The organism is Pseudomonas sp. H11T01 (assembly GCF_048515765.1).
Lineage (GTDB): Bacteria > Pseudomonadota > Gammaproteobacteria > Pseudomonadales > Pseudomonadaceae > Aquipseudomonas.
This window is the reverse complement of sequence record NZ_JBLYED010000004.1, coordinates 271,478-287,499: the sequence shown is the minus strand read 5'-3', so window position 1 is coordinate 287,499 and position 16,022 is coordinate 271,478. Positions and strand designations below refer to the sequence as shown.

General features: G+C 57.7%; 17 protein-coding genes. 4 read left to right on the top strand and 13 right to left on the bottom strand.

Annotated elements, in window-relative coordinates:
• Window positions 1-147 precede the first annotated feature (147 nt).
• A complete protein-coding gene (locus tag ACN1C3_RS07605) occupies window positions 148-1,146 on the bottom strand; it encodes an AraC family transcriptional regulator (RefSeq protein ID WP_419115191.1) in 999 nt (332 codons plus the stop codon).
• A 335-nt stretch (window positions 1,147-1,481) separates the two neighbouring features.
• Between ACN1C3_RS07605 and ACN1C3_RS07600 the strand changes: the two genes are divergently transcribed.
• Window positions 1,482-2,816 carry a dicarboxylate/amino acid:cation symporter gene (locus ACN1C3_RS07600; protein ID WP_419115190.1) on the top strand — a complete coding sequence of 445 codons (1,335 nt, stop codon included), beginning with the start codon at window positions 1,482-1,484 and terminating at the stop codon, window positions 2,814-2,816.
• 151 nt (window positions 2,817-2,967) lie between these two features.
• A complete protein-coding gene (locus ACN1C3_RS07595; RefSeq protein WP_419115189.1) occupies window positions 2,968-4,149 on the top strand; it encodes a CaiB/BaiF CoA transferase family protein in 1,182 nt (393 codons plus the stop codon).
• A gap of 34 nt (window positions 4,150-4,183) precedes the next feature.
• On the opposite strand, the gene ACN1C3_RS07590 is transcribed toward ACN1C3_RS07595, so the two are convergent.
• Window positions 4,184-4,678 (bottom strand): SprT family zinc-dependent metalloprotease, encoded by a 495-nt coding sequence (locus tag ACN1C3_RS07590; protein ID WP_419115188.1) that lies wholly within the window; start codon window positions 4,676-4,678, stop codon window positions 4,184-4,186.
• Window positions 4,679-4,820: 142 nt separating this feature from the next.
• Complete coding sequence (locus ACN1C3_RS07585) at window positions 4,821-5,423, bottom strand: Yip1 family protein (RefSeq protein ID WP_419115187.1); 603 nt, start codon at window positions 5,421-5,423, stop codon at window positions 4,821-4,823.
• A gap of 316 nt (window positions 5,424-5,739) precedes the next feature.
• Here ACN1C3_RS07585 and ttcA point away from each other — a divergent pair, with 316 nt between their 5' ends.
• A complete protein-coding gene (gene ttcA, locus ACN1C3_RS07580) occupies window positions 5,740-6,564 on the top strand; it encodes a tRNA 2-thiocytidine(32) synthetase TtcA (protein ID WP_419115186.1) in 825 nt (274 codons plus the stop codon).
• Window positions 6,565-6,601: 37 nt separating this feature from the next.
• Here ttcA and ACN1C3_RS07575 read toward each other — a convergent pair whose 3' ends face one another.
• From ACN1C3_RS07575 to arsC, 7 genes are all read right to left on the bottom strand, one after another.
• On the bottom strand, window positions 6,602-8,137 hold the full coding sequence (locus tag ACN1C3_RS07575; RefSeq protein ID WP_419115185.1) for an ArnT family glycosyltransferase: 1,536 nt from the start codon (window positions 8,135-8,137) through the stop codon (window positions 6,602-6,604).
• Between the two features lie 149 nt (window positions 8,138-8,286).
• The gene (gene arnT / locus ACN1C3_RS07570; protein ID WP_419115184.1) at window positions 8,287-9,939 is read right to left on the bottom strand and encodes a lipid IV(A) 4-amino-4-deoxy-L-arabinosyltransferase; all 1,653 of its coding nucleotides are present in this window, start codon (window positions 9,937-9,939) and stop codon (window positions 8,287-8,289) included.
• Window positions 9,940-10,250: 311 nt separating this feature from the next.
• Complete coding sequence (locus ACN1C3_RS07565; protein WP_419115183.1) at window positions 10,251-11,084, bottom strand: histidine phosphatase family protein; 834 nt, start codon at window positions 11,082-11,084, stop codon at window positions 10,251-10,253.
• 154 nt (window positions 11,085-11,238) lie between these two features.
• Window positions 11,239-11,910 (bottom strand): DNA-3-methyladenine glycosylase I, encoded by a 672-nt coding sequence (locus ACN1C3_RS07560; RefSeq protein WP_419115182.1) that lies wholly within the window; start codon window positions 11,908-11,910, stop codon window positions 11,239-11,241.
• Window positions 11,911-11,999: 89 nt separating this feature from the next.
• Window positions 12,000-12,422 carry a DUF2069 domain-containing protein gene (locus ACN1C3_RS07555; RefSeq protein WP_419115181.1) on the bottom strand — a complete coding sequence of 141 codons (423 nt, stop codon included), beginning with the start codon at window positions 12,420-12,422 and terminating at the stop codon, window positions 12,000-12,002.
• The gene (gene wrbA / locus ACN1C3_RS07550; RefSeq protein WP_419115180.1) at window positions 12,415-13,020 is read right to left on the bottom strand and encodes an NAD(P)H:quinone oxidoreductase; all 606 of its coding nucleotides are present in this window, start codon (window positions 13,018-13,020) and stop codon (window positions 12,415-12,417) included. The genes ACN1C3_RS07555 and wrbA overlap by 8 nt, the downstream gene beginning before the upstream one ends.
• Window positions 13,017-13,370 carry an arsenate reductase (glutaredoxin) gene (gene arsC / locus ACN1C3_RS07545; RefSeq protein WP_419115179.1) on the bottom strand — a complete coding sequence of 118 codons (354 nt, stop codon included), beginning with the start codon at window positions 13,368-13,370 and terminating at the stop codon, window positions 13,017-13,019. The genes wrbA and arsC overlap by 4 nt, the downstream gene beginning before the upstream one ends.
• Window positions 13,371-13,496: 126 nt before the next feature.
• On the opposite strand from arsC, the gene ACN1C3_RS07540 reads away from it, so the two are divergent.
• Window positions 13,497-13,964, top strand: a complete 468-nt coding sequence (locus ACN1C3_RS07540; protein ID WP_419115178.1) for a redoxin domain-containing protein — start codon at window positions 13,497-13,499, stop codon at window positions 13,962-13,964.
• A 97-nt stretch (window positions 13,965-14,061) separates the two neighbouring features.
• On the opposite strand, the gene ACN1C3_RS07535 is transcribed toward ACN1C3_RS07540, so the two are convergent.
• The 3 genes from ACN1C3_RS07535 to ACN1C3_RS07525 form a co-directional block, all read right to left on the bottom strand.
• Complete coding sequence (locus ACN1C3_RS07535) at window positions 14,062-14,469, bottom strand: META domain-containing protein (RefSeq protein ID WP_419115177.1); 408 nt, start codon at window positions 14,467-14,469, stop codon at window positions 14,062-14,064.
• Window positions 14,469-14,903, bottom strand: coding sequence for a hypothetical protein (locus ACN1C3_RS07530; protein ID WP_419115176.1), 435 nt, complete (start codon window positions 14,901-14,903; stop codon window positions 14,469-14,471). Before ACN1C3_RS07530 ends, ACN1C3_RS07535 begins: the two co-directional genes overlap by 1 nt.
• 91 nt (window positions 14,904-14,994) lie before the next feature.
• Window positions 14,995-15,984: a 2-hydroxyacid dehydrogenase gene (locus ACN1C3_RS07525; RefSeq protein ID WP_419115175.1), complete on the bottom strand. Its 990-nt coding sequence runs from the start codon at window positions 15,982-15,984 to the stop codon at window positions 14,995-14,997.
• Window positions 15,985-16,022: the final 38 nt, after the last annotated feature.

The window sequence follows — 16,022 nt, the reverse complement described above, 5'->3', positions numbered from 1 at the left end:
GCCTCATCGCGAGCAAGCCCGCTCCCACACTAAATTGAGTTCAACCACCAAAATTGCGGTCAACACCGATCTAATGTGGGAAGGGCCGGGCGACGTTCGCTTGCTCGCGATGGCGTCACTGGCCGCAACGCAAAACCAACTTCTCCCTCAATTCTCCTGCGCACGATAGGCCCCGGGCGTCAGCCCGGTCCATTTCTTGAAGGCCCGGTGAAAGGCCGAGGGCTCGGAAAAGCCGAGTTGCTCGGCGATCTGTTGCAACGACAGATTGGCGCGCCCCAAGTGATAAATCGCGATGTCGCGTCGCAGCTGGTCCTTCAATTCCTGAAAGCTCGTCCCTTCTTCGCGCAAATGCCGACGCAATGTTTGCGGGCTGATATGCAGATGCGCAGCCACGGCTTCAAGATCAGGCCAGCGAGAGCTGTCACGGCTGAGCAGACGCCGCAATTGACTGCTTAAGCTGTCGCCGTCATCCGGTCGCGACAGCAGATCGGCCGGCGAGCGTTCGAGAAAATGCTTGAGAGTCCGCTCGTCCTGCAGCAGCGGCATGCTCAGGTAGCGACTGTGAAACAGCAGGCTGCTGTTCTCGGCCGAGAACAGCATCGGGCAAGGGAACAGCAAATCGTATTCGGCGCTGTGTTCGGGTTTGGGGTAGCTGAAGGTGGCTTGTTCCAGACGAATGCGCTGGCCGATCAGCCAACTGCCCAGTCGATGCCAGATCACCAGCAGGCATTCGCTGAGAAAGTGATCCGGGTCCCAAAGCTGCGAATCGTCCAGGCTCAAACGCGCCATTTCGCCTTCGCGGGTCAGGCTCAGACGCGGAGCGTCGGGGAATAGGCTATAAAATAATAAGCCGCGACTGAGTGCTTTCTCCAGGTTGCGGCAGTGAATCAAGGCGTGGCACATCATGGCGAAGGTGCCGCGTTTACTGGGGCCATGGCCAAACCCCAGGTATTCGTCATCCAGCGCCTGCCAAAGCAATTGCAACAGGCCAGTGAATTGCTCGGGCGCGAGGCGTGCTTTGGGCTCGTCCAGTAACTCTGCGCTGATGCCCAGATGTTGCAGCAGGCCCGAATAGTCGTAGCCCTGCCTGCGCGCTCCGCCGAGGGCGGCACGGGCGAAATGACTGGCGATGGTACGTTCGCGCATGAGAGTAGATCCGTCCACTGAGGGGCGGATGTTAGCCACGCCCCCGGAGATGGACAAGGCGGATATCCGCCAAATTGTAGGACGTTGGTCGGTCGATGGGCGGATATCCGCCACTTCGGTGAAGGGGAATGTTCCGGTTAGCGCTGCTTACCCCTGATGCCTAAAGGTCTTCAGGGGGGTATCGGGGAGATGGCACGGGCTTTGCGATAGGGATGAGAGGTCTGCCAGCGTGCAGCTCGATAAAACAAATCCCTCCGGTTCAGGAGGGTTCGCACTTTAGGTGTTGTGGGCGTCAGATGGATGATTGCCGGGCGACACACTTGAGGATCTTTGCAATGACGACTCGTCAGCCACTGTACAAATCCCTGTATCTACAGGTGATCGTAGCTATCACTATCGGTATTCTGATCGGCCATTTCTACCCTCAGGCCGGCGTGGCGCTCAAGCCGCTGGGTGACGGGTTTATCAAACTGATCAAAATGATCATCGCACCGATCATCTTCTGCACCGTCGTCAGCGGTATCGCGGGTATGCAGAGCATGAAGTCGGTCGGCAAGACCGGCGGTTACGCGCTGCTGTACTTCGAAATTGTTTCCACCATCGCTCTGCTGGTGGGCCTGGTTGTGGTCAACATCGTCCAGCCGGGTGCCGGCATGCACATCGACGTGACTACCCTGGACGCCTCCAAGGTCGCCGCCTATGTGGCTGCCGGTGCTGATCAAAGCGTCGTAGGCTTTCTCCTGAACGTCATTCCGACCACCATTGTCGGCGCCTTCGCCACTGGCGATATCCTGCAGGTGCTGATGTTTTCGGTGATCTTCGGTTTCGCCTTGCATCGTCTGGGTTCCTACGGCAAGCCAATACTGGACTTCATCGATCGCTTCGCCCACGTGATGTTCAACATCATCAACATGATCATGAAGCTCGCGCCAATTGGTGCCTTGGGCGCCATGGCCTTCACCATCGGTGCCTATGGCGTCGGCTCGCTGGTGCAACTGGGCCAGCTGATGCTCTGCTTCTACATCACCTGCGTGGTGTTCGTGCTGGTGGTGCTGGGCGGTATCGCTCGCGCTCATGGCTTCAGCGTGATCAAGGTGATCCGTTACATCCGTGAAGAGCTGCTGATCGTGCTGGGTACTTCGTCTTCGGAGTCGGTGCTGCCACGCATGCTGATCAAGATGGAACGCCTGGGTGCGCAGAAATCGGTAGTGGGTCTGGTGATCCCGACCGGTTACTCGTTTAACCTCGACGGTACTGCGATCTACCTGACCATGGCCGCGGTGTTCATCGCCCAGGCGACCGACACGCACATGGACATCACTCACCAGATTACCTTGCTGGTGGTGCTGCTGCTGTCCTCTAAAGGCGCTGCCGGTGTGACCGGTAGCGGCTTCATCGTGTTGGCAGCGACCCTGTCGGCTGTCGGCCATCTGCCGGTTGCCGGTCTGGCGCTGATCCTCGGCATTGACCGCTTCATGTCCGAAGCCCGTGCGCTGACCAACCTGGTGGGTAACGCTGTCGCCACTCTGGTGGTGGCCAAGTGGGTCAAGGAGCTGGACGTCGACAAGATGCAATCGGAGCTGACTTCCGGTGGTCGCGGTATCTCCGACACCCGTGAAGAAGACGATCTGGGCGTGGCTGAAGGCCATACTCCGACGTCCGTCAAGTAACACCGTGGTGTCATGAAAAAACCCGCTTCGGCGGGTTTTTTCATGGCTGGGGTTTGAGCGCAACTGTCAGTCCGGCTGATGCTTGCAGTGATTGCCGTGGGCCTGTCAGCTGCCTACTCTGGAGGTAATAGGTTCGGATTGTGGAGCACTCATGCAAGGTCCTCTGGCGTCACTCAAAGTACTGGATTTTTCCACCTTGCTGCCGGGGCCGTTTGCCTCGCTGTTGCTGGCGGACATGGGCGCCGAGGTCTTGCGCATCGAGTCGCCGACCCGCATGGACTTGTTGCGGGTGTTGCCGCCCCATGATCAGGGTGTATCTGCCAGCCACGCTTACCTCAATCGCAACAAGCGCAGCCTGGCGCTGGACCTCAAACAACCCGCGGCGCTGGAGGTGGTCAAGCAACTGGTGCAGGACTACGACATCGTTCTGGAGCAGTTTCGTCCAGGTGTCATGGAGCGTCTGGGGTTGAGTTACGAGGCCTTGAAGGCAATCAACCCAAAGCTGATTTACGTGTCGATCACCGGCTACGGTCAGACCGGTCCGTATAAGGATCGCGCCGGCCATGACATCAACTACCTGGCCCTGACCGGGCTTGCCAGCTACACCGGGCGCAAGGACAGCGGGCCTTTACCACTGGGGATTCAAGCGGCGGACATTGCCGGTGGGTCGCTGCACGGTGTGATAGGCCTGTTGGCGGCCGTGATTGCCCGCCAGCACAGCGGGCAAGGGCAACATCTGGACGTGAGCATGGCCGACTGTGTATTCAGTTTGAATGCCATGGCCGGTGCCGGTTACCTGGCCTGCGGTGTCGAGCCTGATTGGGAAAACCAGATGCTCAACGGCGGCAGTTTTTACGACTACTACCGCACGCGTGATGGCCGCTGGCTGTCGGTGGGCAGCCTTGAACCGGCATTTATGCAGCAGCTCTGCAGGACGTTGGGCCGCCCGGAACTGGCTGTACAAGGTTTGTCGCCCAACCCTGAACAGCAGCGGGCGCTCAAACTGGAGTTGCAGATTGAGTTCGAGAAGCATGATTTTGCCTGGCTGTGCGATCTTTTCGCCAACGTCGATGCCTGCGTCGAACCGGTGCTCAGCCTCGCCGAAGCCCTCGAACATCCACAGCTGAAAGCGCGAGAACTGGTCAGCCAGGTGCCTCGGGCCGATGGCAGTAGGCAGCCGCAGATGGCGTGCCCGTTGAAGTTTTCCGACGGATTGCCTGAGCCCCGGCATATTGGCGCGGCGCTGGGCGCGCATACCGATGAGGTGTTGGCTGAACTTGGATTTAGTGCGCGGCAGATAGAAGATTTGAGGGGGGCCAAGGTGATTGTTTAGTGCCTGTGCGGAGGCATGGCCGCCACACAGGTAGCTACTCCACCCTGGTCTCACCGGTAAACATCAGTGTCTGCCGACACCGACGACACAAATACCGTCGCCCTTGGTTGACTAATCCATGACGCTGGGCCGAAAACGGGAAGTCGCTGTCAGCACAAGGGCAGCGGTAGATGTAACGGGTGACGTTGCGGCGTTTGATCGCGTAGGTGTGACAGCGGTTGGGCGGCAGCTCGTACACCCCGCGCATGATCAATTGCCACTCTTCGCCATGGGGCTGGATGCGCTCACCGAACAGTTGGTGGGCAATCAGGTGCGCGACTTCGTGGGGCACGGTCTGTTTGAGAAAGTCTTCGCTGTTTTCCCGGTACAACTGCGGATTGAAACGCAACAGATTTTCGTGCAAATGCGCGACGCCAGCTTTCTGTCCACGCAACTTGAAGCTGACTATGGGGCGTTTGAATGTTCGTTTGAAAAAGGATTCGGCTTGTTGGAAACAGTCTTCGACGCGGGTATTGAGTTGCTCGGGCATGCTGTACGGATCTCCAGAGGTGTCGAGTATGCCGCAATCTTCGCGAATTCCGAATCGGTCAGTCGCCGAATGGTCACCCACCCATTAGAAGGCCGCCTTGCGGCGGCCTGTGTTGGCAGTTTTTTGTTTGTTATAGATGGCGTCAGTTGGTGTAGACGGGGCCGACGCCCAGGCCCCAGACGATTACGGTGAAGGCCATGATCGCGACCAGCACGACCAGCCCAACGGCCAGCACCGAACTCGAGAACAGAAAACCCTCATCCGATGGAATGTTCATGAAGGTCGGCAAGCCCACATACAGCAGGTACACCGTGTAGCAGATGGCGGCAGTCCCGACGATCATCCCCAACCACATGTGTGGATACAGCGCCGCCAGACCTCCGACAAATAGCGGCGTAGCAGTGTAGGTAGCAAATGCGACGCATCGGGCCAGACTTGGGCTGGCATCATACGTACGCGCCATCCAGTGAACGAAGGCGCCCATCACGGCTACGCCACCGAGCATGGCCAGATAGGACATGATCGTCATCCACAGTGCACTTTCCTGAGTGAGCATGACTGGAGCGCGGCTGCCGATGACCCAGCCGACCCGAGTGGTACCGATAAAGGCTGAAATTGCAGGAATTGCCGCCAGAATCAGCGTGTGAGTGAGGTACATATGGCTGATGCTTTCTTCTTCATCGCCACGGATATCTCGCCATTCTTGATCAGGGTGGGTGAAGAGCCCCACTACGTGATGGATCATGCCAGTCACTCCTTTTGTTATTACCATCGCCCCCCAACGGAGCGCCTACGGGCCAAGCGGCCTGAGTAAGTAGAGGTCTCTGTATGTGTTCGACCTTATGTCGCAGTATAGAAAGGAGTTGCTTGCAAAGGTGCGACCCTTTAGAGCAAATCGCGCTGTAAACGCGAGGCTTAATCGCTGCATCTTCTGGAATCGTGCAAATACTGCGTATGCGCCAGCCTTGCGGGGTTTGCGCATGGGCAGCCTCTTCGCCCACGCAGAGTTTTTGCGTAAAATGCCGGCTTTTCGTCAAACACCTTCGCGGATTTCAAGCGCCATGGGCACTCTTACGGTCAACCAGAACAAACTGCAGAAACGCCTTCGTCGGCAGGCCGGTGAAGCGGTCGCCGATTTCAACATGATCGAAGAGGGCGATAAGGTCATGGTCTGCCTGTCCGGTGGCAAGGACAGTTACACCCTGCTCGATGTGCTGATGCACCTGCAGAAGGTTGCACCGATCAAGTTCGACATCGTCGCGGTGAACATGGACCAGAAGCAGCCGGGCTTTCCCGAGCACGTGCTACCGGCCTATTTGAAAGCGTTGGGTGTGGAATACCACATCGTCGAAAAAGACACGTATTCGGTGGTCAAGGAGCTGATTCCTGAAGGCAAGACCACCTGCTCGTTATGCTCGCGTCTGCGCCGCGGCACCTTGTACACCTTCGCCGACGAAATCGGCGCGACCAAAATGGCCCTCGGTCATCACCGCGATGACATCGTCGAGACCTTTTTCCTCAACATGTTCTACAACGGCTCGCTCAAGGCCATGCCGCCCAAGCTGCGCGCCGATGATGGACGCAACGTGGTGATCCGGCCGCTGGCGTACTGCAACGAGAAAGACATCCAGGCTTATTCCGACTTTAAACAGTTCCCGATTATCCCGTGCAATCTCTGCGGTTCTCAGGAAAACCTGCAACGTCAGGTGGTCAAGGAAATGCTCCAGGAATGGGACCGCAAGACCCCGGGGCGAACCGAAAGCATCTTCCGCAGCTTGCAGAACGTCATTCCGTCTCAACTGGCGGACCGCAACCTGTTCGACTTCACCCACCTGCGTATCGACGAAACCGCAGCTTCGCGGTTCGTCAATGTGCTGAACCTCTAATAGATCGAGAGGCCTGCCAGGCCTCTCGATCGATCCCTCAAGGCGTCGTTACCTTGGGGATAAACGCAACGCTGCCATAGTCACGAGAGTGGAACATCCGCTCACCATTGTTAGGTTTGGTGAGAATCACCTGGTGGTCGGCGGCGAGGTAGTTCAGCGGCAACTGATCAGCCTTTTGATATTGCGCGACGATGATAGTGCGCTGCGGGTCCCAGTGCTGGCCGCTGGTTTTTTCCAGCCATGCCAGTAGCGTTGCACTGTCGCCTTCGCGTGGAAAGTCCTGGGTCTCCTGTACGTAGTAGAACGGTGCACCCTGATTCTGCAGGTACATCGGCAGTTTGTTATCGACCTCAACCATCACGATACGCCACTGATTCCAGGGCGCGCTCTTGCTGGCCTCGGCACGCACCTGAGCGCTGAACGGGACGACCCCACCACCGAGGTTGGTCCAGGGATAGATGATGCCCAGCACCACGATCAGCAGCGCTGCCGCCGCACCGAAGCCTTTCTTCCAGCCTGGACCGCTGACCTTGCCGGCAGCGCGTTTTTCGTCAATACGGCGCATGACCCACCAGGCGGCTAACAGTTGGGCGAAGGGCACCAGTGGCAACACATAGTAACTACGCCGACTGCCGCTGGCGGTGAAGAACAGGAACAGCAGGCCCAGGCTCCAGATTAGCCAGCGAGTGTTGGGTTCGGTTTGCCGCCAATTGCGTAGCGCCAGCCACAACCCGAGTATCCAGAACGGCGCCCAGGGCAAGGTATAGACCGGGAGGTAGATCAGATAGGTGTAGATGGGGCCGAATTGGTCGAACGGCTGGAAGAAGCGCACCACGTTTTCCCGGAACACTTGGCCGAGCCCGCTCTGGCCGTAAGTGGGGGCACCATAGAAGTGTGAAAGGACGAACGGCACCATGTAAAACAGGCCTGCGATCAGCAGGGCCAGGCACAGTCGCGGGTTGAGGTGGCGCTTCCAGCGATTCTCGCTGAGCACGTGCGGCAACAGCACCAACCCCGGCAAGATGAAGCCGATCAGCCCCTTGAGTAGCGAGGTCGCAGCCAGCAAAAGGAAGAACACCGTGTAGCGGCCCAGGCGGGTGTCATCCGGGCCGCGCCAGTACCACCAGACGGCCGCCAGTACACCGCAGACAGTCAGGATGTCGGCGGTAGCGACCCGTGCCCAGAAGATGAAATAGAAGGTTGTCGCCAGCATCCACCCGGCGATCAGGCCAGTACCTTTGCGAAACAGTTGCTCGCCGATCAAATAGACCAGCCAGATACTCAGCCAGGCGGCGATGACCGAAGTCAGGCGTAGCGACCAATGATCCAGGCCGCCCATCAGCCAGGCAGTAGCGGTTATCAGCCAGTAGGAAGGCAATGGTTTGTCGTAATACGGCAGGCCTTTGAGATAGGGGTCGTAGTAATCCCCCGACTGCAGCATTTGCAATGCAATGTTTGCCCAGCGGGTCTCTGCGCCCCAGAGCTCCCTGGTTCCCAACCCCAGCAGCAGGATTAATGCTGATACCCCGAGCAAAAGCACCAGCGCTTTATTTTCACTGTTCCAGAGCTTCAATTTAGTCATTCCATGAGCGAAAAATGGATCGTTGAGGGTAGAGGCGCCCAGTCGGGCGCCATGGACGATAGGCCGCCGATGCAAATCAGCGGTTCGTCCGATATTCCTCAGGAAATGGCGAAAACAATGTCATCAGGATTTACACAAAGTCATGGCTGACTTTTCGGGAAGATCAGGATCGCAATTTCGCCTTGCTGGTAACGCTTGCCATCCACGGGCAGCAGTTCGACCTCCTGCATTTCCAGCACGTTTTTGACTCGCATGACCACCCCGACTGAGCCCTGTTTACGAGCTTCGGTCATCCACTGCTGGACCTTGTCCATATCGACCCGGCGCTGGATCGAGTCAGGGTATTCGAGGCCGTATTTCAATTCGCCTATGGTGTTATACAACGCGACGTCAGGACGTTGCAGGCGCCAGGCAAGGGCAGAGGCCGCACCCAGATCGTTACTCAGCAGGGTTGAGGTTTGTTTCAGTTCGTCGATGTGCTCGTTGATGAACTGGTCGGGCATTTTGCTATGGACAATGCTATTGGGCATGCCGGCCGGTAGCAATGCCACCAGCAGCCAGATACCCAGTGCGGGAGTGGCCCACATAGTCAATGGTCTGAAGGCTTGCAGCATGTTGGCCATGATCCAGCCCATCAGCACGATGAATGTCAGCGACAGGCTCAGCATTTCTTGCTGACCGTATACCGGCTTCGCTAATTGCAGATAGATCAGCGCGAGCAACGCTCCCGTACCGATGACAAGATTGAGTAGCCCATTGATACGGATAGCGCGGCCTTGCGCTTGTGTTATCCGGTCTATCAACGTGTTGCCCATCAGCACCGCCAGCGGCAGCAGACACGGCATGATGTAAGTCGGCAGTTTGCCCCGGCTAAGGCTGAAAAACACCAGCGGCAGCACCAGCCAAAGCAGCAGGAAACCGGTGCCCGATTGTTGCTTGTTTTTCCACGCTTGCGTAAACGTAGAGGGCAGCAATGCCGCCCAAGGCAGGCTGGAGACCACTAGCATCGGCAGATAGAACCACCATGGGCGAGTGTGCTGAGCATCTTCTGCGGAGAAGCGACGAATGTGTTCATTCCAGAAGAAAAAATTCCAGAAGTCGGGTTCGTGAGCATGAATGGCCAGTACCCAAGGCAAGCTGACGATGATTGCAACGATGACCGCCAGCGGACCGTAGCGCAGCAGTTCCCCCAGGCGCCGTTGCCAGAGCATATAGGGCAGGGCGATCAACGCAGGCAGCAGCCAGGCGAGAAAACCCTTGGTCATGAAGCCCATGCCGCAGGCGAAGCCGAGTACTGCCCACGACATCAATCGGGCCCGTTGCGTGGTGCTGTCGATCGCAAACCACAGAGCAACCAGGCTCAGGTTGACCCATAAGGTGAATTGCGGATCGAGGTTGGAATACCCGGCTTGTCCGGCGATGAGGCCGAAGCTCATGTACAGCAAGGCCGAAGCGAAACTCTTGCGCGGGTCGTTCCACAGGCGTCGGGCGATCAGGTACGTCAACAGCACGCTCAGTCCGGTACTCACCGCAGAAGCGATGCGCACTCCGAACAGGTTGTCGCCGAAGATGGCTTGACCAATGGCAATCAACCAATAGCCAGCAGCAGGCTTCTCGAAATATCGAATACCCATGAAGTGCGGGGAAACCCAATCACCGCGCAGCAGCATCTCCTGGCTGATTTGCGCGTAACGGGGTTCGTCTGGAATCCACAGCCCGTGGAAGGCCAGCGGCAGTAGATAGAACAAACCGAAGGCCGATAGCAGTAATGGCAACGCCCAGCGTCTGATCATCAGAATTCGTTCTACCTCTGCATGTGTCGTTTTAGCGTTTTGCATTTAGGCTCCCTGCGCCGCTCATTGTTTTAAACATACGTGCTGCCATAGATGAAAGATCAAACTTAATCAAGGAAACTCAAACCTATAAACAAAAAAATCAGTGGATCGTCGTAAAAATTTCGTTTGGTTAGAGTAAAAGACCCTTGAAGTTTTTATCGTCAAGTGGGTGTTAGTAGTCATTCCTGCAAAGTCAATAAGCGTAGTGCACTCAGGCTGTCATTTTGCTGCAGCGACTTGATTATTGGAGGCCTAAAAATAGTAACAAATTATTTAGCGATTTTTTTGAGTGTGGGCGCCCAATCTTGCTCATTCATGACACCCAGCACATTTAGCTGGCCATCAGCTGCGACGGAAACAAACAGAGAGCTGGTGTACTCGCTTGAGCGTGCATGTTTAAAACCCAACTGACTTTCGAGGTCGCTGATGCATCCACTGTGGGTCACCAACACAAGATTGCGATGGGCAGCCTTGTGGGCCAGTGCATCATCGCGCAGGGGCTTACCGCAGCTGACCAGCCAGTCTTGAGCGGGGGCTGCATGTCCGAACATATACGAGGATGTCTGCAGCGTGCGGGTCGCCGGGCTGCTCAGCACATCGGCGTTATCCATCCCGATGGTCTTGAAGGCCTTGCCCACCTCGGCAGCGCTAATGCTGCCAATATGGGTAATGCCGTCTGCCGGGCCGAGGCAGGGATTGCTGGAGCGATCGCAACGCTCGGCATGTCTGACCAGGACGATAACGTCACCGGCCCGCCAGTGTTCATAAACACCAGCGCTGCTCATGTGGTCGCCCTCTCCCAGGTTCAATGGCGTTTTTGGCCATAACATGAATCCTGTGGCCAGAACCATACTGGCTATGGCAGCGCCAGCCCCCAGTAGCTGCTTTTTGAGTCTGGTTGTGATGACTCTTTTTGACGGCAGCCCGGCCGGGACAGAATTAACCACATTGTTCACCCGTGTGTGATTTTCGAACGAGAACTTTACAGCGCGCGAGGCCTTGAGCAGTAACTTGAACGCAAATCTAGAGCAGGTCAGGTGGGGGATTGGTGAAAGGAATGTGAAAAATTTGGAGGGGTGTTGAAGCCTTTCCAAGCCAGGCAAATTTCACTCAGGTAAGGGGCTGAGTCCTGGCTTGATGCGCATTCCTGCTCCATTGTTTTGCCGGAAAAGTTACGCTACAAGTTAGTGTGCTTAGTATCGAACTTTATGGCAGTTAGATGGGCTCACCGGCCAGGTGGCCGGGTTTGATCCCGGCTCAATGGTTTACGGTATAAGCCAGCATCGCGGATAACTGACAGAGCGGTCGTCCGCTTTCGCTATGCCAGAGGTTGAAAACCTCTTGAACCTTCGCTTGATCCCGCTTGCTGCTCGGCACTTTGTCGATGATGTTCTGGGCGTTCAGCGCAGCAACCACGTCAAATGTCGGAATGAAGGTGTCTTTACCGATCATTCTCAGGAACCTCGGCGCCGAGAGGCCACCCAGTTGGCTTCCGTGCTTGGCAAGGTACTGCCAGAGGCCAACGATATCGGTTGTGGGCCAGTCGGCGATGAAGGCGCCAAAGCTGCCATGTTCATGGGCAACATCGAGGATCATCTGGGCATTGCGCGGTACGCTTTTGAGCTTGCCCAAATGCCTGATGATGCGAGCGTCCTGCATCAGGCGTTCAAGGTGTTCAGCCCCCATCAGCACGACTTTCTCAGGATCAAATCCAAAAAAAACCTGTTCGAATGCCGGCCATTTGGCATCCACCAGGCTGTGCTTCAACCCGGCACGGAAAACCCTTAGCGCCAAGGTCGATAGATAGCGATCGGCGGTGATTTTTCTCAGTTGTTGTGCAGATTCAGGGGAGGGCAGGTGTGCCTCAAGGGCGGCCGCCGAACCGAAGCGATTGAGACAGTATTCGTTTAGCCATTTGTAGTCGTGCATGCCCTCTCCAAACTGGAAGCTCTCAGGCTTCGAAAATTGAGACATGAAGTCAGGTCGCCGAGTACGGTTGCTCAGGCGACATTCATCGATCAAGCCATCGCTTCACCTTCCCCTGCCAATTTGCGATTGAGCTGGAATCGCCAGCGCACATACAGCAGCGCGCTGCAGAACACTGCCAGGCTCGCGGCCATTTCCAGCAGACCGAACATTTGTCGATTGGGATCGTAGGCGGCCAGCGCGCCCTTGATGAAATACAAATTCACCACAAAACACATCCATGAATGCCCACGCGCGCTGCCGCTGAGCATGCCCGGCGCCAGCACAAGCAAAGGCACCAGTTCGATCAGCAGAATCACCCAGGGCCGAGCGCCATGCAGATCGGCGACGATCAGATAATAGGCGCACAACAGGCCGATCAAACCGAGAAAGCAGATCAGGCTCAGTACGCGGGCGACCCGCACACGTGGCTCCAGCCATTGGATCGAAGGCAGGATCTTGGGCTTTTTAGCCACGGTTGTTCTCCAGTTGCAGGGCGGTTTTCGCCAGGCGCAGACCCAGTGCACGGCACAGAGCGACTTCGTGTTCGTTCAGCGGACTTTTGCCGTCGGCCCCCGCGTGATGGCTGGCGCCGTAAGGGGTGCCGCCACCGCGGGTTTCCAGCAGAGCCGATTCGCTGTAGGGCAGGCCGGTGATCAGCATGCCGTGGTGCAGCAATGGCAGCATCATCGACAGCAGAGTGGTCTCCTGGCCGCCGTGCAGGCTGGCGGTGGAGGTGAAGACGCCGGCCGGTTTGCCGACCAGTGCGCCGGTCAGCCACAAATTGCTGGTGCCGTCGAGGAAGTATTTCAACGGCGCGGCCATGTTACCGAAGCGGGTCGGGCTGCCGAGGGCCAGGCCCGAGCAGTTTTTCAGGTCATCGAGACTGGCGTACAAAGCGCCTTCTTCCGGAATGCTCGGTGCTACCGCTTCACAGTCGGCGGAGATCGCCGGCACTGTGCGCAAGCGTGCTTCCAGACCGCCTTGCTCGATACCGCGTGCAATTTGCCGGGCCATTTCATTGGTGGAGCCACTGCGGCTGTAATACAGAACCAGAACGTACGGCGCACTCACGGAAGAATCTCCAGCACTTTCTCCGGAGGACGGCCGATGACGGCTTTGTCGCCGACCTGCAGAATCGGCCGTTCGATCAGTATTGGATGCGCGGCCATGGCGGCGATCAACTGCGCCTCGGTCAGGCTGCTGTCTGCCAGGTTGAGGGTCTTGTACTCGTCTTCGCCGGTGCGCAGCAGCTGGCGGGCGCTGATGCCCAGTTTTTCCAGCAGGTCTTGCAGTTGCGTGGCGTCCAATGGGGTTTCCAGGTAGCGCACCACGGTCGGGGTCAGGCCACGAGCTTGCAGCAGTTCCAGCGCACCGCGGGATTTCGAGCAGCGCGGGTTGTGATAAAGCGTCAGATCGGTCATGTGCGGTTCGCATCTTGCGTAAGGTGGCGGCTATTCTACCTGTGTGGCGAGCAGTCCTGAACCTTGGGGAGGCGATGGGTAGCAGTCAAAGTGGATTCAGAACCAATCTTTTCAAAGGACCAAGACATGACTAGGCGACTGGTAACAGCATTGGCAATCATCACAACCTTGTTGCTCAGCGGCTGTGGCAATGACTACGGTGTCGATCAGCAGGGGCAGAAAATCGCCTCCGAGCGTCTGGACAAGCAATGGGTGGTGCTCAATTACTGGGCTGAATGGTGTGGCCCGTGCCGAACCGAGATTCCCGAGCTGAATGCCTTGGCTGAACAATTGAAAGGCAAGTCGATCGACGTGTTCGGGATCAACTTCGACAATGTGCAGGGCGAGGAATTGAAGAAGGCCAGTGAAGCACTGGGGATCAAATACACCGTAATGGCCCAGGACCCGGCCGACCTTTTCGATTTGCCACGCAGCGAGGCACTGCCGGTGACCTACATCATCGATGACAAGGGCAAGGTGCGTGAGCAGCTCATGGGCGAGCAGACGGCGGCGGGAGTGATGGCGAAGCTTGCGGCGTTGCAGGCGAAGAATTGAGAGTCAGGGGGACTTCTTCGCGGGCAAGCCCGCTCCCACAAGGATCACCATGAACCCGTGGGAGCGGGCTTGCCCGCGAATGCGATCTACAGGGCGATCAACCCTCTTCCAGCCACCAGCGCAACGGCTTGCCTTCGGCAGGCCAGAAACGCGTCTGCTCGATCGGCGAAATGTCCCAACGTTGCACGGTTTCCAGTGCTTGCAGGAAGCGTCTCTCTTGCTCCATCAGTGCCGGCGCGCACATTTTACGGGTGCTGCCGACCTTGCCGAAGCTAAGCTTGTCGCCTTCCAGGGTGTAAGGCGCGAACCAGTGGTTGCAGCCGCCAGTGCCATAGGCCCGACCGTCTTCACCGAGGGTGATGGTCAGATGGCTGTTGTCGATCAGCGGGCGTTCGCCGATCCACTCCAGAACATAGCTGTGCTCCTGTTGCAGTTTCACCGGCTCAGCAGCACAGCCCGATAACAGGCTGGCGCCAACCGTCCCAATAAGGGCCAGACGTTTCATCAGACAGAGCCCTGGCATTTGCGGCAGAGGTGTTTCTCGCCAGTGGTCACCCAGCCAAGCTCGGCAATGCGCGCTGTGGCGGCAGGCTTTTGCGCCTTGTTGCCGAGTTTGGCATCCACCGCGAACTCAAAGTTCAGCTCGGCTGCACAGCTGTCACAGTTGACCTTCCACGTGTGAATGGCCAGTTCACCGAACACCGGGCCACGGGCCACGGCGACCCATTGGCCGATCGGGTTGATCAGGTGACGGACTTTTTCCACGGTCAGGCGCATGGACAAGTCCTTGCTGCCTTTGAGGGTGACCACCAGGACATCGTTGCTCTGTATCGAGCCGCCGTTACCGGTGACTTGATAGCGGCCTGGCATCAGGGCGCGGCATTCGATCAGGGTGTGTTGCGGGCTCATCAGGGTATAGCGGAAATCGTGTTCGACCATGGGTCCTCCAAATATGGGCGGTATGCTAGCACGCGGAGGAATCCAGCATGGCCCAGGCGTGTGACCTTCGATCAGGCAGCCGATCCGTGGCTCAGCCTTCCACCTGGTTTTGCGGTGTGCCCGTGGCCCAGGCGGCAATGTTCTGCAAAGTGGTCGCGGCAATCGCGGCCAGGGCTTCGCGGGTCAGGAAGGCCTGGTGGGCGGTGATGATGACGTTAGGAAATGTCAGCAAGCGCGCCAGCACATCGTCTTGCAACGGCAGGTCTGAGCGGTCCTCGAAGAACAGCTGCGCTTCTTCTTCATATACATCCAGACCCAGATAACCCAGTTGACCGTTTTTCAGGGCGTCGATCAGCGCCGGTGTGTCCACCAGGCCGCCACGACCAGTGTTGATCAGCATGGCGCCCGGCTGCAGATGGGCCAGTGACTGACTGTTGATCAGGTGTTTGCTGTCGGCGGTCAGTGGGCAATGCAGGCTGATGATCTGCGCTTGCGCCAGCAGGTCGGGCAAACTCAGGTAGCGAGCGCCGAGGGCTTCTACCTGCGGGTTGGGATAAGGGTCGTAAGCCAGTAGCTGACAGCCGAACCCCGCCATGATTTTGGCGAAGGTAGCACCGATCTGTCCGGTGCCGACCACGCCGACGGTTTTACCCACCAGATCGAAACCGGTCAGCCCATGCAGGCTGAAATCGCCTTCGCGGGTCCGGTTGTAGGCGCGATGCAGGTGCCGGTTCAGCGCCAGAATTAACGCCACCGCATGTTCGGCCACCGCGTGGGGCGAGTAGGCCGGGACCCGGACGATACTCAGCCCCAGACGTTTGGCTGCAGGCAGGTCGACATGGTTGTAGCCGGCCGAGCGTAGGGCGATCAGCCGGGTGCCACCGGCCGCCAACCGTTCGAGCACCGGCGCGCTGAGGTCATCATTGATGAAGGCACAGACCACTTCGTGGTGTTCGGCCAGCGCCACCGTGTCCAGGCACAGCCGCGCGGATTGAAACTGCAATTGGACACCAGCCGGCAGCTCGGCACCGAGGAAGCTGTCGCGATCATAGGTCTGGCTGCTGAAGAGAATCGTGCGCATGGCGTCATCCTTGTTCGGGGGCGATGAGCTTAACGCTC

Bases quoted from the DNA above. Each gene is read 5' to 3' on its own strand.
- ACN1C3_RS07590 (WP_419115188.1), bottom strand. From the start codon at position 4,678: ATGCCCGAGCAACTCAATACCCGCGTCGAAGACTGTTTCCAACAAGCC.
- ACN1C3_RS07530 (WP_419115176.1), bottom strand. From the start codon at position 14,903: ATGGTCGAACACGATTTCCGCTATACCCTGATGAGCCCGCAACACACC.
- ACN1C3_RS07535 (WP_419115177.1), bottom strand. From the start codon at position 14,469: ATGAAACGTCTGGCCCTTATTGGGACGGTTGGCGCCAGCCTGTTATCG.
- ACN1C3_RS07595 (WP_419115189.1), top strand. From the start codon at position 2,968: ATGCAAGGTCCTCTGGCGTCACTCAAAGTACTGGATTTTTCCACCTTG.
- ACN1C3_RS07540 (WP_419115178.1), top strand. From the start codon at position 13,497: ATGACTAGGCGACTGGTAACAGCATTGGCAATCATCACAACCTTGTTG.
- arsC (WP_419115179.1), bottom strand. From the start codon at position 13,370: ATGACCGATCTGACGCTTTATCACAACCCGCGCTGCTCGAAATCCCGC.
- ACN1C3_RS07585 (WP_419115187.1), bottom strand. From the start codon at position 5,423: ATGATCCATCACGTAGTGGGGCTCTTCACCCACCCTGATCAAGAATGG.
- ACN1C3_RS07525 (WP_419115175.1), bottom strand. From the start codon at position 15,984: ATGCGCACGATTCTCTTCAGCAGCCAGACCTATGATCGCGACAGCTTC.
- ttcA (WP_419115186.1), top strand. From the start codon at position 5,740: ATGGGCACTCTTACGGTCAACCAGAACAAACTGCAGAAACGCCTTCGT.
- ACN1C3_RS07600 (WP_419115190.1), top strand. From the start codon at position 1,482: ATGACGACTCGTCAGCCACTGTACAAATCCCTGTATCTACAGGTGATC.
- ACN1C3_RS07560 (WP_419115182.1), bottom strand. From the start codon at position 11,910: ATGCACGACTACAAATGGCTAAACGAATACTGTCTCAATCGCTTCGGT.
- ACN1C3_RS07605 (WP_419115191.1), bottom strand. From the start codon at position 1,146: ATGCGCGAACGTACCATCGCCAGTCATTTCGCCCGTGCCGCCCTCGGC.
- arnT (WP_419115184.1), bottom strand. From the start codon at position 9,939: ATGATCAGACGCTGGGCGTTGCCATTACTGCTATCGGCCTTCGGTTTG.